At 46.3% G+C, this 14625-nt stretch carries 14 protein-coding genes; 3 read left to right on the top strand and 11 right to left on the bottom strand.

What is annotated here, in order from left to right; all coding sequences use genetic code 11:
• The first annotated feature begins 1 nt into the window (after position 1).
• From MKY87_RS07070 to MKY87_RS07080, 3 genes are all read left to right on the top strand, one after another.
• Positions 2-1306, top strand: coding sequence for an ABC transporter substrate-binding protein (locus MKY87_RS07070; RefSeq protein ID WP_340963513.1), 1305 nt, complete (start codon positions 2-4; stop codon positions 1304-1306).
• A gap of 100 nt (positions 1307-1406) precedes the next feature.
• The gene (locus MKY87_RS07075; RefSeq protein WP_091028318.1) at positions 1407-2279 is read left to right on the top strand and encodes a carbohydrate ABC transporter permease; all 873 of its coding nucleotides are present in this window, start codon (positions 1407-1409) and stop codon (positions 2277-2279) included.
• A 1-nt stretch (position 2280) separates the two neighbouring features.
• A complete protein-coding gene (locus tag MKY87_RS07080) occupies positions 2281-3105 on the top strand; it encodes a carbohydrate ABC transporter permease (protein ID WP_017687163.1) in 825 nt (274 codons plus the stop codon).
• Between the two features lie 162 nt (positions 3106-3267).
• Here MKY87_RS07080 and MKY87_RS07085 read toward each other — a convergent pair whose 3' ends face one another.
• Genes MKY87_RS07085 through MKY87_RS07135 form a run of 11 tightly spaced genes read right to left on the bottom strand, consistent with a single transcriptional unit; the run spans position 3268 to position 14621 of the window.
• Positions 3268-4596 (bottom strand): MFS transporter, encoded by a 1329-nt coding sequence (locus MKY87_RS07085; RefSeq protein ID WP_338588046.1) that lies wholly within the window; start codon positions 4594-4596, stop codon positions 3268-3270.
• A gap of 20 nt (positions 4597-4616) precedes the next feature.
• On the bottom strand, positions 4617-5252 hold the full coding sequence (locus MKY87_RS07090; protein WP_133385585.1) for a TetR/AcrR family transcriptional regulator: 636 nt from the start codon (positions 5250-5252) through the stop codon (positions 4617-4619).
• Positions 5253-5312: 60 nt separating this feature from the next.
• Positions 5313-6080 (bottom strand): ABC transporter ATP-binding protein, encoded by a 768-nt coding sequence (locus tag MKY87_RS07095; RefSeq protein ID WP_017687160.1) that lies wholly within the window; start codon positions 6078-6080, stop codon positions 5313-5315.
• A 12-nt stretch (positions 6081-6092) separates the two neighbouring features.
• A complete protein-coding gene (locus MKY87_RS07100; protein ID WP_340963516.1) occupies positions 6093-8414 on the bottom strand; it encodes an ABC transporter permease in 2322 nt (773 codons plus the stop codon).
• A 47-nt stretch (positions 8415-8461) separates the two neighbouring features.
• Entirely contained in the window at positions 8462-9202 is a 741-nt protein-coding gene (locus tag MKY87_RS07105; RefSeq protein ID WP_338588049.1) for a thioesterase II family protein, read from the bottom strand.
• Positions 9203-9227: 25 nt separating this feature from the next.
• Positions 9228-10112, bottom strand: coding sequence for a hypothetical protein (locus MKY87_RS07110; RefSeq protein ID WP_338588050.1), 885 nt, complete (start codon positions 10110-10112; stop codon positions 9228-9230).
• On the bottom strand, positions 10109-10372 hold the full coding sequence (locus MKY87_RS07115) for an acyl carrier protein (RefSeq protein WP_091028302.1): 264 nt from the start codon (positions 10370-10372) through the stop codon (positions 10109-10111). The genes MKY87_RS07110 and MKY87_RS07115 overlap by 4 nt, the downstream gene beginning before the upstream one ends.
• Positions 10373-10387: 15 nt before the next feature.
• Complete coding sequence (locus tag MKY87_RS07120) at positions 10388-11467, bottom strand: HAD-IIIC family phosphatase (protein WP_339790064.1); 1080 nt, start codon at positions 11465-11467, stop codon at positions 10388-10390.
• Positions 11457-12308 (bottom strand): 3-hydroxyacyl-CoA dehydrogenase family protein, encoded by an 852-nt coding sequence (locus tag MKY87_RS07125; protein ID WP_100526999.1) that lies wholly within the window; start codon positions 12306-12308, stop codon positions 11457-11459. The genes MKY87_RS07120 and MKY87_RS07125 overlap by 11 nt, the downstream gene beginning before the upstream one ends.
• Before the next feature lie 28 nt (positions 12309-12336).
• A complete protein-coding gene (locus MKY87_RS07130) occupies positions 12337-13656 on the bottom strand; it encodes an aspartate aminotransferase family protein (RefSeq protein ID WP_249912112.1) in 1320 nt (439 codons plus the stop codon).
• Positions 13653-14621, bottom strand: coding sequence for an ACP S-malonyltransferase (locus MKY87_RS07135; RefSeq protein ID WP_340963519.1), 969 nt, complete (start codon positions 14619-14621; stop codon positions 13653-13655). The genes MKY87_RS07130 and MKY87_RS07135 overlap by 4 nt, the downstream gene beginning before the upstream one ends.
• Positions 14622-14625 lie beyond the last annotated feature (4 nt).

Below are 14625 nucleotides of genomic sequence, written 5' to 3' on the forward strand. Positions count from 1 at the left end.
AATGATGAGAAAACGATTTCTATTTTCGCTTGCAAGTGTGCTCCTGCTATCCACTCTGCTGCTTGCCGGGTGCAACTCAGGTAAAAGTACGGAAGGTTCTGGTAAGGTGACGCTCACGTTTGGAACAAGCCAATCCGGTATTCCGCGTACAGGCATCATGCAGACGATGGCCAAGGAATATGAACAGGAGACCGGTGTCAAAATTGATTTTCAGGTCGTACCTGACGCACAGTGGCGTGACCTGATCAAGGTGAAGCTAGCCTCTGGCGAAGCACCTGACATTTTCAATGTTGATGTGGACCCACTGAGCATGCCGGCTAACGTAAGACCAGAGGAAAATGCCATTGACCTGACCAATGAGGAATTCACAGGTCGGATGTCTGAAGAGATTTTGCCAACCGTCAGTCACAATGACAAGGTGTATGGGGTTTCTTTTGCGCCAACGAAAATCTGGTATGTGTACTATAACAAACGTATCTTCCAAGAGCTCGGCATAGAGCCTCCTACATCCTATGCCGAATTCAAGGCGATCAGCCAGAAAATTAAGGATAAAGACATTATTCCTTTCTATCAGGCACCTGCCAGCGGGTGGTATCAGGTTCTGCCTTTGTTCGAAACGGGACCTAACTATGAGCAAACAACAGCGGGAACCTACGAGAAATTAAATAACAATGAGATGAAAGTCGCAGATATGACGCAACTCAAGACGGTCATTGAACAGTTAAAAGAATTTGCGGATCTCGGTTATTTCGGCAAAGACTTCTTGTCCAATACGGTAGAAGCGGGAATTGAAGCGTTTGGTCAGGAAAAAGCTGCTATGTTGCTGCGGGTTCCAGGGACGGAAAAGGAAGTTTCCGAAGCGTATCCGGCAATGAAAGACAATATGGGGTTCTTCGTCATGCCGTGGGGAGATAATCAGACGATTGGTGTGAATCCCGGCGGTTCAGCTGCCATGTTTGGTAACAAAAACAGTAAACATCCTGAAGAAGTGCTGAAATTCTTCCGCTGGATTACAGAGCATGATCATCTGCAACGTGTGTTCGATGAAGGTGAAGGTAACCTGACGATCTGCTGGCCCGAAATCGAACCGAAGCTGACACAGGATTATATTGATTATGAAAAAAATCATGAAAAAGGTACGGTCATGCAGGCCGCTGTGAAATATATTGATCCACAATGGATGGATATTGGCAAGGACTTATCAGGTATGTTCGCCGGAGCCATGACACCGGATCAGATTCTGCAGAATATCGATAAACGCCGGGCTGAACAAGCCAAAGTGTTGAAGGATGAAGCGTGGCAATAACAGCCTATCTTTCAGATAAACATAAACGCTGAATAGCGTTACATGCAGCGGGAATTTGCCCGCTTGTGTATTTTGGCAGGAAGGAAAGGTGTTACGGATTATGAATGCGAACAAAATCTATCCCTGGTATTTCTCATCTGGAGCGATTGTATTATATCTGCTGTTCATTGTCGCTCCCGCCCTGTTGGGCATCTATTACTCCTTCACCGATTGGAACAGCTATAGTTCGGAGAAGAACTTTATCGGTCTGGAGCATTTCCGCACTATTCTGGCGGGTGATCCAACCTATCTGCTTTTTATCAAAAACACAGTCCTCTTCACCCTGGTTACATCCATCGCCAAGACGGTTCTCGGCTTGTTCCTGGCCCTGCTGCTGGTCAGCGGTGTAAAAGCCGCGAATCTGCACCGGATGATCATTTTCTCCCCGCAGGTGCTGTCGTTTCTGATTGTTGGGCTTGTGTTCAAAAGTCTGCTCGACCCCAACAACGGGTTCGTTAACGTAACCCTGCGTTCATTAGGACTGGACGTTCTTGCCCAGAATTGGCTGGGTTCCCTGACCTGGGCCATGCCTTCCATCATGGCAGTGGACACGTGGAAAGGCATGGGGTACATCATGGTGCTGTTCATCGCCGGACTGCTCGCCATCCCCCGCGATTATTACGAGGCAGCGTCCATTGACGGCGCCGGGTTTGGGCAAAAGCTGTTCCGGATCACGATTCCGATGCTGATGCCTACCATTACCATTGCTACGGTGCTTAATATTACATACGGGCTGAGAGTATTCGATGCCGTATACGTGCTAACCAACGGTGGCCCCGGTAACGCGACAGATGTGATTAACACGGCTGTCTATTCCTCTTTTGCCAAAGGTTATTGGGGACTCGGAAGTGCACTATCTACCATTCTGTTTGTCATCATGGCGATTATCTCCTTTTTCATCATTCGTTTGATGAACCGAAAGGTGGAATACTAACATGCGATTGAGAAAAAGATTGGCTTCCATCGGGTTAAATGTACTCGCCTGGCTGCTTAGCCTGGTGGTCCTGATTCCTTTTGTGGTCATTGTACTGAATTCATTCAAGTCGGACGCCGAGGCCAAAGTGCTAAAACTGACGCTGCCCGAGAAGTTTATTTTCGAAAATTACAAAATTGTCTATGAACAGGGACACTTGGGCGGTTCTTTTTTTAACAGTCTGCTGCATTCCGGTGCTTCTTCTCTGCTACTGGTGTTTGTTGTGGCCTTCTCAGCCTTCACGTTATCACGCAACCATTCGAAGCTCAGCAAGTTTCTGTACTTCTTCCTGATTCTTGGTATCACACTGCCGCTCAACTACATTCCGTTGATGGAAGTCATGAAGTCCATGGGTATGATCAATTCACATGTCGGCATGATTCTGCTCTACACGGCCATGGGGATTCCGATCTCGCTGTTCATTACGTATGCGTTTGTGTCTAACATCCCGAAGGAGCTGGATGAAGCCGCGATCATGGACGGATGTAATGGGATCAAGCTGTTCCTGAGAATCATTGTACCTTTGTTAACCTCGGTGCTGGTAACGGTATTTGTTCTTAATTTCCTGAGTGTCTGGAATGAGTTTACTGCCCCACTCTATATGCTGAATACAGTGGAGATGTGGCCGATGACGCTGGCTGTATATAACTTCTTTGGACAATTCAGTGCCCAGTGGAATCTGGTTAGTGCCGATATCGTGCTCACGTCATTGCCTGTGTTGATTGTGTTCCTCATTGGGCAAAAGTATATTGTAGGGGGACTAACTTCAGGGGCGGTTAAAGGGTAAGCTCCACCGACAATCCAAATACACAAACACATCTTCTAAGTACATCTGCTGACTCCTCAGCACAAAAAAAAGCCCTTGTCTGCTCATCGTGTGAATAACTTCTTCGTACAGAAGAAGCATCGCACGCTGCTGCGGACAAGGGCTTACGCTGTTGGATTTGAATTAATCGTGTGCCAACCCGCCAACATCGGATGGAGCCGCTATATCTGGGCTCTGCTCCAGAGATTTGATCATTTTCAAACGGGATGTAATTATTGCGATCAGAATAACAAACAGACCCGCGATGATAAACAGAAAGGCAATACCTCTGCCTGGCCCAGTTCCAATAATTTGACCAACAGACGAAGCCAGTGCTCCCCCCTCCATCAGCAACGGATTAAACACATGGTCGGCCAGAAATCCAGCCAAACTGTACGCGATAATAAACCCGAGTTGTGACAGAATACCAATGATTCCCCATACCCTGCCCTGCTTATCGTTGGCGATATTGTTTCGCACCAGCACATCTGCGCTCATATTGACAAACGGCAGCGATGACAGGAACAGAAAACCTGCGAAGATAATAAAATAAATGTTGGTGGATATCCCCAGAAGCGAAAAGGACAAACCGCACAAAATCAGACCCATCACAAGCACGCTTGCATATCTCTTTGTTATTGTAAATATGCCGATGCACAAGCTGCTAATCAGCATGCCGATGGCGCTAACAGACTGAAACGTTCCAAGTGTCTTTGCATCCGTGAATGACAGAAGCATCGGACCAATGAGTGTCTCCAGGAATCCCAGATAAAAGGTGACAAGTGAAATAATCACCACCAGCAACAGTACTCCCTTGTTGGTTACAACTTCCCTCCAGCCCTCTTGCATATCGGTGATCCAGTTTTTGTCTTCTTGATCCTCTCGCTCCACCTTCATGCTCTTCCGAATAACCAGCACAGCCAGAATGGCAACCAGGAATGTGAGAATATTAATGACCAGAATGACTTCAATGGTTGTTATACTAAGCAGAATGCCCGCAATGATGGGTGAAAACAGAAACTTCGAGGATTCAGCCAGTTGTACAAGACCGCTTCCTTTCGAGAACTGATCCTTATCCAGCAGGTCCGTAGCAGAGGCCTTATATGCCGGGCTCTGCAGCGCGGAAAACACGGAACTAAAGGCCACTCCCACATAGATATGCCATAATTGGATATCACCTGTGAGCATAATCGACAGAATGAAAATCAAACCGGCTGCCGACCCCAGGTCGCCGATAATCATCATCGTTCGACGGTCGAATCGGTCTGCCAGTACCCCTCCAATAGGTCGAAGCAGGATATTCGGCAGAAACGTGAATAAGGTAATCAATGCAACACTTGTTGCCGTATTCGTTTTTTCGAAGGCATACACCCCCAGGGAGAAGGCTGTCAGTCCAATCCCAATCATAGAGATGAGCTGACCGAACCATACTACCAGAAACTTTTTAAATGATTTTTGAACGGTATGTTCCATGGATGATACTCCTTTCTCGGCTAACCTTGATTCGGAAAATAAAGACGAGTGACGTAGGCAAAGCTTCCTTTTTCTGCTCCCAGCACACGTTCCATAATATGTGTGAATGCTTCAACCTTTTTTTGGAGTTCTTCCTCCTCCCATTGAAAGATGCCTCGATCCAGCAAAAATTGTGACGATACAAGCAAGAACTCGATGGATTCCTTTGGGTTAGGTGTATGAAATACCCCCTCCTGAATGCCCTGCTCTACCACCTCGGCCAAGATGGGACTTAATCGAATTACCGTCTCTACAAGACTCTTTTGGTGCATCTCCACATTATGAACACTGTGCAATTGCTCGATGAGATCATGTTTTCTGCCGTCTGGCTGATTCTGCGCCATCATGATGCGAAAAATTTTGTCATGGGCATTCAGTTTGGGATCGGACACCACGTGTCTGGCCGATGCCTCCCCGCTCAGAATAAAACGCATAACGATGGCGTTCATAACCTCTTCCTTGGACTGAAAATAATAATAAAATGTACCCTTGGCAATGTTGCACGCCTGAAGGATATCCATGACCGTAGCTTTGGTATATCCCTTTGTTACGAACAGAATCTCGGCGGCATCCAAAATCTCGTTCCTGCGTTCTTCCGGGTTTTTTATCAGTCTCATATCCTGGCCTCCGATACGTTCGACCGACTGTCGGTCTATTGTAGTCATGAAGTTCTTTTTTTAGAACCCCATTTCAGTCAACCATTGCGCCAAATGGCTTTCCCTTGTTTTTAGATCCTGACGCTCTCTTGCATATTTTCCAATATTTCTGTCTGCAACCAGCTTACCGTCCATCATAAACAGTACACGTTCCGATCTGGCAGCGACTTTCACATCATGGGTCACAAGCAGAATGGTTGTACCTGTTGCATTAATATCGCCCAGAATATCCATGATCTCATACGTTGATTTGGAATTCAGCGCCCCCGTTGGTTCATCGCCGAATAAAATATCTGGATTATTGATCAGCGCACGGCAGATGGCAATCCGTTGAAGCTGTCCCCCTGAGGCTTGGGTGATGTTATGCCCAGCAAGCTCATCAATCCCCATTTTTTTCATTAATGACATTGCCCGTGTATTAATCGTTTCTCTACTGCTATTTTTGGCCAGATACGCGGAAAGTACGATATTGTCTAATAGATTCAGATTTTTGAGCAGATGAATATTTTGAAAGATGAACCCCATCTTGGTCAAACGTAGACTTGCCAGATCCCTCTCCTGAAATGCCGATATTTTTTTGCCATTAAAATAGACACTTCCAGCGCTAATCTGATCCATACCACTTATGTTGTACAGTAAGGTAGACTTGCCTGAGCCAGATGGCCCCATGATGGAAACAAATTCTCCCTTTTTTAATTGAAGATTGATATCTTTTAAGATGTTATGTTCTTCATTCTCGCCGATCGCTACGGATTTATTCACGTCTTTAGCCTCAAGTATAGTTGTCATCGTTGATCCTCCCTATTCGACAATCATTTTGGATATGCTCGTTTCCTTGATCGATTGGATACTAATCCATGCTGTCAGTACAATCGTGCCTGCAAGTAACAATGGACACAAGATATATGCCTGTAACGGGTTAACAACAAAAACAATATTGGAAGCACCAAACGTCGACATAATGGCACTAACCAGCAACGGACCCAATGTATTGGACAATATCGTTCCAGTAACAACACCTAAGATTAATATGACAAGTGACATCACGACATACTTGAACTTGATTTTAGACAAGGCAAACCCAAGGCTTCTTAATACAGCAATGTCGTTGTTGTCCTTGGCTACTAACATCTGGAGGAACAATGCTGTAATTAAAATAGATATGAAGACACCGATGACCAAGGCCAGCATCGTCACCAATTTTAATTGTTGGATGGTTCCGCCTAACGTCTGATCCAGATAACCTTGAAGATCGGTTACTTTGGCTGGCGAGAAAGCCGCCTCATATTCAGCAATTTTGGTAGCCATGTCCCCGCGATTATTCAGATCCAAACTGACCACGTACCACAACACACTATCCTTGTTGTAGGGCAATAAGGCCTTCGCCGTTTTCCCACCATTCGTAACGTCCTGGTATATTCCGCTGACCGTCATCATCTGGTCCTTGCCATTAACCAGCAAGGTAAGTTGCTCACCAGTCTTCAGGTGCAGCTCGCTACTGTTTGCATCAGATAACGCAATTTCATTCTCGGTTGTTGGCGCATTACCGCTAACATAAGACAATGGGAAAATACTGAAATCCCCAGTTTCTACACTCAGATTGTCGTAACTTCCTTCCGCATTTTTAATCTTGAACTGGCTTGTCACCAATGGGGAATACGTTTTGATGTCTTTATCATTTTGGATCTGGGCAACCAGATTGTTATAACGCTGCTCCACATCATCTGTGTGCCTCAAGTCAATGCGAATATCACTTTGTCCAACACCCATATAAGAGATAAAACTTGGCGCCTGCAAAGTGTTCAGGAAATTGACCGGCACAATCATGATAAATGAACTGACTACAAAGACGAACAACAATAATCGGAACATCTTGATTCGCTGTATGACTTCCTTCAGACCAAGAAAGACAGGTACGGACGACCAGCGATTGCGAGACAAACTGAGCCGGTTTCGAATGATCTGTGTATCTCCCAGGCTCCCGGTACGGAGAGCATCCACCGCGGAGATGGAACGAAAACGCCGCAGTACCGTTCGACAGAACAGAACAACCATGGCAAATATTATTCCAGCAGCTAATAACGGAATCGCGAAATGCAACAGGGTTGCAGGTGCTTTTCCCATATACAACATGATGTTGGAAACAAATAGTCTGTTAACGCCAAGTGATGCAATGTAACCAAGCACGGATGCAAATCCCGCCATAAATACATACTTCATCAGATACAGTCTCTTAATATCCTTCTCTGCGATCCCAATCGCCTTCATGACACTAATCTCACGATAATCCTCTTCGATGGTCGCAAGCATCGTGAATCGGATGCAGAGCATGGCAATCAGAATCAGCACAAGACTGACCAAAATAATAACGGCTGCAATAACTCCGTCGGTCATGGCATTCAGTACCTGGAACAGCCCATAGGTTACGACTGGACCCGCGTTAGGAAGTCCGGCATTTTGGTAAGCCTGGGTAAATTCGCTCGTCAGTCCGGGATCCGTCAACCGGAATTCGATGAGATACTCCATCTCTCCGATGCTCTGCTTCAGTTCCTGCAAATTCCCATCACTCACAATAAAACGTTTGGAGTGCACAACCGATGGATTCATCTGAGCATCACGGACAAAATCAACGATGGTGTAAGAACGCTCAAATTGACCATTATCGATCCGAACCTGGTCGCCCACGCTCAATTTTTTTTGCTGCATGTAATATACCGGAACTGCGATCTCGCCATCGTTCACCTGAATAATCTCACTGTCCAGATTCAACAAATAGTCGAAACCCTCATTCTGTGTAACAAAGTCAATGTCCATAACACTGTTCTTTTCGGACTCTGCTCCGAGAAACAGATTAGAGCCGTCAATGTTGACCATTTCCACAATCTGATGCTGCTGGACCATGGCATTTTCTTCAGCCCATGTGTTCACTTTGGCCTGATCGAGTTCTCCGGCATGCATTTGCACAAAGTGTGGTGTTTTGGATTCAGAAAATAGATATTGGATGGAACTCGTCAGTTCCATAATCATTCGTGACCCCGAAGATACCAGCAAGGCGGCCAGCAGTACAAAAATAAATAACGCAGCCGTAATCCCTTTTTTTCTCGTTATATCGTTTCTCAGCATTCGTAGCAGCATAAACGAACATGGCTCCTCTCATCTACAAGTTGTTCCTATTTATCTGGAGTCATAAAGCTTGTCAGACAATGCGCCACCGTTGAAGGTTGATGCATCATGAACATGTGAGCACCCTCTTTGATGGTTTGAAGCTTCATGGATGATTCAAAATATCGGCCCCATCTCAACGCTGATTGAAGGGTAACGGTACGATCCCGTTCTCCCCACAGATACAATACCGGCAATGAGAGCGGCTCATATTCAAGCGTTGCTGCAGATTCCAGCATCCTGAAATCCGCTCGGATGACGGGCAGAAAATAATTCAATAATTCTTTTTCATGTATCAGTTCTTGCGGAAGAGCTTCATAGGAAAACAGATGATCAATCAGATTTCCGTCTGACATCTGATCATAATTCTGCATCCCGCATTCGTCAGGCGTGTTGCAGGCAGATAATACAAGCCGTAGCGTTTTAGCTACATCTGGACGTTCCTGACATAAGCGCTGTGCAACGAAGTAGGCTGTAATTCCTCCCAGACTATGTCCAAATAACAGACTGCCGGGCTTTATAACATCCAGCAGCTTGCTGGTATACAATTCTACGAGTTGCTGCATATGCTCCAAGGGTGTTTCGGTGTTCAGACCATGACCCGGGGGCGTAAACGCCCAAATTTCCGTGTCAGGAAGGTACGGCACTAGGGGCTGAAAACTGTTGGAGTTGCCACCGAGATAAGGAAAACAGACTATTTGTCTGTTTCCCTCCCCCTTTTGTAACTGCTCCAAATAGATCGGTTCCATCACTTATCCACCACCATAACCAGGCTTACTTTCTTTCCAGAACATATGCAGGGAATGTCTGAAGTGAAGTATCCACATTTTTACGCTTGAAGATGACATGTATGACAATAGCCGATATTACAAAAAAGAAGAATTGCATAATTTGAACTTGCGGATTAAAGTAGTACAAATCAATTTGACTTCCTGTGGCTACAAGCCAGAATGCAAGCAGATAAAACAGAAGTGTACCTTTGGTTGCATTGAAGATATAACTTTGGAACACGATAAATGCCATAAGCTGAACAACGTAGTATATGTAAGTGGTTGAGGTGCCAAAAGAGGAAATCAAGTATCCCGGAAGCACCCATAATCCGAACAGCAGGCCGGTAAGCAGACCACTTGTTATATTATTTTTTAACTTCCCTTGCAAGAATGGAAGCAAAAATCCGATCCAGCCAAACAGCCCACCAATCAGCCCCGTCTCCTTGATCAGATTCACAATCCCCAACCAGATCATTTCAGGTACACTATATGTCAACTCAGGGACCGGTATGCCGAATAACAAGGAACCAAAGTGCATTGTTGATGCAAAGATGATGGAAATTCCAATAATGAGCGGTATCCAGAACAGGTCCTGTCTGCGCGGAACCAGCTTCATAAACATTCCTTTTAATGCTTCCGTTCCGCCCATCACATAACATGTAATTAATCCGGCAATGGAAGGTGAATACAGAGCAACGATCGCAAGTGGATGCATCAGGGTTAACTCACCTGTTATGGGTACAATAAAATCCGCAAAGAACATGAACAAACTTGCGATTCCATAACATGTGCCAAAGGAAATTCCCAAAAACAAATACATATATTTGTTGGACGGGCTGGTTGCCGGACTTGTGACTGGACGAATGGATGCCTGATTAGCTGTAATCATAGTGCCGCCTCCTTCTCAGTCAACTTTCTCTCAATAAGATCATGCAAACGGTTAATTGTGCAGAAATTCGCCAAATCCAGATCTTCATTTGCTATCTCAATCTGGAATCTACGCTCTACAAAGTCCACCAAACGCATCGCAAAGAGCGAATTGACGAACCGCTGCTCAAAATAATTGTCATTATCATTAATTTGAGCGTCCTCATGATCCATGGTGAGGTTGTTCCCGATAAACTCCCGAATTTCCTGACGATAATCCACTGCCCTTCCCCCTTGTTATTGATGTTGCCCCTCGGGCACTAAAACCTCAATGTAGTCTGGAAACTCTACAGCCTGCTGCAAATCATGATGAAACAGTACTCTTCCTTCCTGATCTGCAGATTGCTGCTTGAAACCGGCAAAGCGATAGCTGATATTCATCATCCGGTTCCTTCCGGTATCCCTGAAGTCCGCAAGCATCTGTTTGCCCTGCTTCTGAGCTTCACGCATGATATACGTTAGCAGTACACTCCCTGCTCCCCTGGACATCACTCTGCAAGACATCAGAAGCATGTTTAGCCGCCATACTTTCTGCTGCATGTGAATAAGTGCAAGCCCAATTTTGCCATACGTCCCGTATTTGTCTTCGAGTTCACACACCAATAACATATGGTCCTGCGAGGTCATCAGTTGATGCAGCTCCTCGTAACTGTAGGTAATTCCGGTTGCATTTAGCTGATTGGTGCGAACGGTAAGTTCCTCTGCACGTTGAAGATCATCCTCAGTAGCCTCGTAGATGGAAAATTTCATGCCCAGCGTAGCCAGAAATTGTTCTGAAGGTCCTTCATACTGTTCCTCAGCCTGTTTACGGAGCGTATCCGCCTGATACATCTGCCTTCTGCACGCAGAGTCGGCTGTAATGAATCGGGGCATCAGCCTTGGGTCATCAAGCATGGTTTCATATTGATCCGCATGAAGTACCTGAATGTCAGCATGTACACTTTGCACTTCTTCCAGTTCAAAAGGTTGATCATCCACAAACAGAATGGCATCCATACCGATATTAATGTTCTGCTGAATCCGCTGAACAGAGACAGACTTCGCATCCCAATGGATTTCGGGATATAGAAAATATTCGGCGATGCCCAGTTCGTTTAGTTTCGTCCAAGCCAGCTCTGCATCATTTTTACTGGCAACAGAATGCAAAATACCTCGCTGGTCCAGTTTTTCAATCACCTCCTTTAAGCACGGCTTCAGTTGCACATCTGCAGATTCAAGCAAAACTCCATCCCATATGGTGTGGTCCAGATCCCAAACGATGCATTTGATATCCTTGAGCTTTTCCATGGTCATGCCACCCTTCATCTTAGTAGGCATAGAATCCTTGACCCGTCTTCCGCCCCCACTGTCCTGCATCAACCATTTTCTGCAACATCGGACAGCATCTGAATTTGGGGTCCTGATAGCTGTCGTACAATACTTTCAATGAATGCACGACCGTATCCAGACCAATCAGATCCGCCGTCTCCAGCGGCCCCATCTGATAATTGAAGCCCTTCTTCATAATGGCGTCCACCTGCTCGGGTGTAGCGATTCCATCCTGTACAATGTACGCCGCTTCATTCATTAACAAGTGCGAGAGGCGATTAGAGACAAACCCAGGCAGATCCTCTATGACAACTGGACTTTTATCAAGAGTTTCCAAAAACGCTACCATCTCATGTTCCGTTCCCTGCGTTGTATGATGTCCTTTGATCACCTCCACCATGGATTTAACGGGAACCGGATTCATCAGATGCACCCCAATGACTCGACCTGGGTCAGGCAAAAATGAAGCGAGCTTTGTCACGGAAATACAGCTTGTATTTAGCGCAAATAAAGCATCCGGACGAACCTTGTGGGACAAGCGTGCGTAAACTTCCTTTTTCAACTCCAGGTTTTCGGTTACATTTTCAATAATGATACTTGCCTCTTCCACACCTTCATCTTGTGTCTGGAACGAGATTCGTTCCATGATCTGATCCAGGGGAACCTGACCGTACCCTTGCTTCAGAAAGCAAGCTGAACGATATTCACGACGTATAACATCAGGGGCATGTTCGATGACCGACGCCGAAATATCCTGCAAAATTACACGATAACCAGCCCTCGCGACATCCAGTGCCGTGGCGCATCCCATCACCCCTGCGCCAATGATTGCAATGAGTCGATTATGCATACCTAATCACCTCCGTATTGAGCTACCATCAGACCAGCTCGTCGTAGAGCTCTTTCATTTCTGCAAGTGCTGCAGGGACACGCTCACTGAACCAGGCAACATCTTGCATATCAAGCAGGATATTCGGATACATCCGCGAGAGCGTAGATACCAGAATACCGTGCTCAGCAAGCTTGCTATTTAGCAAAATATCAAAAGACATCAATTCAAACGTATAATCAGCCGTATCCGTAAGCGGCTCCGTGCAGCAGTGATAAGAAGCACAGCCGGACGGCCCCTGAACAATTAAAGGCAGACCCACCTTCACTGCTTCCTGGCAGAGTATGTCATGCATCATCTCAGCGTGGCGGTTCATGCTGTGCATCGCCTGTCCTCCATTGCGTCCTAACATTTCCAGCGTAGCTTTTACAGCAGCTGTACCTAATGGATAGCCATTAAACGTACCCGCATGAATTACTTTTTTGTCTACAAGCAACTTCATGATATCTGCTCGGCCAACCAGGGCTGACACCGGAACTCCGCCACCGGCGATTGCCTTCCCAAGTGTAGTCAGATCGGGTGTTACACCGAATAACTGTTGGGCACCACCGAGTCCCATACGGAATCCTGTTATAATCTCATCAAAAATGAGCACGACCTGGTACTGGTCACATAACTGTCTGACTTTTTGCAGATAACCCGGAGCAGGCATGACTCCGCCTCCATTTACACAAACCGGCTCCATGATTACTGCTGCAATGTCGTCTCCATGCTGGCGAAATAGTTCCTCCAGACGGGCTGCGTCATTCCATGGCAGGAGGTAGGATTGAGATTCCATGGCATCCCTTGCCCTCCCCTTTGTTCCTTTCATGTCACCAGGATAGTCTGAGGGTACAGGCAAACCTGTACGTGCAGTCTTGCCACCCATAATATTGTCCGCATTGCCATGATAATGGCCTTCAAAACGTACAAAGCGATTTTTACCTGTCCACGCCCGGGCAAGACGAAGTGCATTCTGGACAATCTCCGTTCCTGATAACCCAAAACGAATCATCTCTGCTGAAGGTACATATTGATGGATCAGTTCCAGAGCCTCTGCATCCAGATCGCAATGACTTACGGAAAGAACACGGTCAATGGTATCCTTCAGACACTCGTTATACTCCTCGTTGCCGTGGCCAACAATGAGGGCACCAAAGCGGGCATATAGATCCAAATACTCGTTGCCGTTCATATCCGTCACTCTGCTTCGGGAAGCATGTTTGAAATGGAGCGGCGTCTCTTCCCAAGGAAGGTGAAAATTATAGTGCACACCTCCAGGCAGCCATTGTTTCACCCGCTGATTGTACTGCATCATCTCCGTGATCATCCCTTATCGCCTCCCCCACTTGTCTGGTTTACTGCTTCATATCGCTCCAGTAACCTGGACCGATCTTGCGGATCATCCAGCGAATAGGCTGCAGGCAAGGTCTTATTTTCAGCCAGCATATTTCTTACGCTCTGGCCTGGACCGATATCGATCCATACCGTTGCTCCCAGATTTTGAACACGTGCCAATGCCTGATTCCAGCGAATGGGTTGCAAAAGCTGGCTGCTCAGCAGCTTAGGAATGTCCTCGGCTCCACGAATGAACTCCCCATGTACTGTAGAGCAGATGGGAAACACCGGTGCAGAGAAGGAAATCCCTGCAAGCATCTCTTCAAGCTCAGGCTGAATGAACTGCATCAACTCGCTATGATAAGGTGCATCTGCCTTCATTGGCATCATGCGAAAAGGAATGAATTCCCCACCGTAGCCATCCACCTGATCATCCAGCAATTGAAGCCCCTTTGCAGTACCTGCGACGACAAACTGTCCCGGTGAATTATAACCGGAGATCGTCACATACTCGTTCTGACGAATATTCTCGACTAATTCTTCAAGCGTTTCCTGGGTTACATCAACAACAATACCCGCTCTTCCTTTTTGCTCCTGAATGGAGCGATGCATCAACGCACCACGCTGAGTTGTAAAACGGATTCCATCAGCAAATCGCAATGCTCCCGCCGCTACTAAAGCCGAAATCTCCCCCAAACTGTGACCTACTGCATAATCTGGAGTCATTCCTGTTCGGCGAACAAATGAATCAAATAAAACGTAGCTTGCTGTCAGTACAGCAGGCTGAGCATATTCAGAGACCGTCAATTGATCCAGGGTTCCTTCCATAACGAGTGCCTTCAAATCAAATCCGATCACCTCGCTCGCTTCCGCAAAGATCTGATTCGCCTCCGGCTCACTTTCCAACAACTCACTGCACATTCCGATATACTGGCTTCCCTGGCCGGGAAATAGCACACAG

Source organism: Paenibacillus sp. FSL R7-0198 (assembly GCF_038000415.1).
Lineage (GTDB): Bacteria > Bacillota > Bacilli > Paenibacillales > Paenibacillaceae > Paenibacillus.

Coding starts and splice junctions, on each gene's coding strand:
- MKY87_RS07120 (WP_339790064.1), bottom strand. CDS start 11,467: ATGCCTACTAAGATGAAGGGTGGCATGACCATGGAAAAGCTCAAGGAT.
- MKY87_RS07130 (WP_249912112.1), bottom strand. CDS start 13,656: ATGATCACGGAGATGATGCAGTACAATCAGCGGGTGAAACAATGGCTG.
- MKY87_RS07070 (WP_340963513.1), top strand. CDS start 2: ATGATGAGAAAACGATTTCTATTTTCGCTTGCAAGTGTGCTCCTGCTA.
- MKY87_RS07100 (WP_340963516.1), bottom strand. CDS start 8,414: ATGCTGAGAAACGATATAACGAGAAAAAAAGGGATTACGGCTGCGTTA.
- MKY87_RS07110 (WP_338588050.1), bottom strand. CDS start 10,112: ATGATTACAGCTAATCAGGCATCCATTCGTCCAGTCACAAGTCCGGCA.
- MKY87_RS07095 (WP_017687160.1), bottom strand. CDS start 6,080: ATGACAACTATACTTGAGGCTAAAGACGTGAATAAATCCGTAGCGATC.
- MKY87_RS07125 (WP_100526999.1), bottom strand. CDS start 12,308: ATGCATAATCGACTCATTGCAATCATTGGCGCAGGGGTGATGGGATGC.
- MKY87_RS07085 (WP_338588046.1), bottom strand. CDS start 4,596: ATGGAACATACCGTTCAAAAATCATTTAAAAAGTTTCTGGTAGTATGG.
- MKY87_RS07105 (WP_338588049.1), bottom strand. CDS start 9,202: ATGGAACCGATCTATTTGGAGCAGTTACAAAAGGGGGAGGGAAACAGA.
- MKY87_RS07080 (WP_017687163.1), top strand. CDS start 2,281: ATGCGATTGAGAAAAAGATTGGCTTCCATCGGGTTAAATGTACTCGCC.
- MKY87_RS07090 (WP_133385585.1), bottom strand. CDS start 5,252: ATGAGACTGATAAAAAACCCGGAAGAACGCAGGAACGAGATTTTGGAT.
- MKY87_RS07075 (WP_091028318.1), top strand. CDS start 1,407: ATGAATGCGAACAAAATCTATCCCTGGTATTTCTCATCTGGAGCGATT.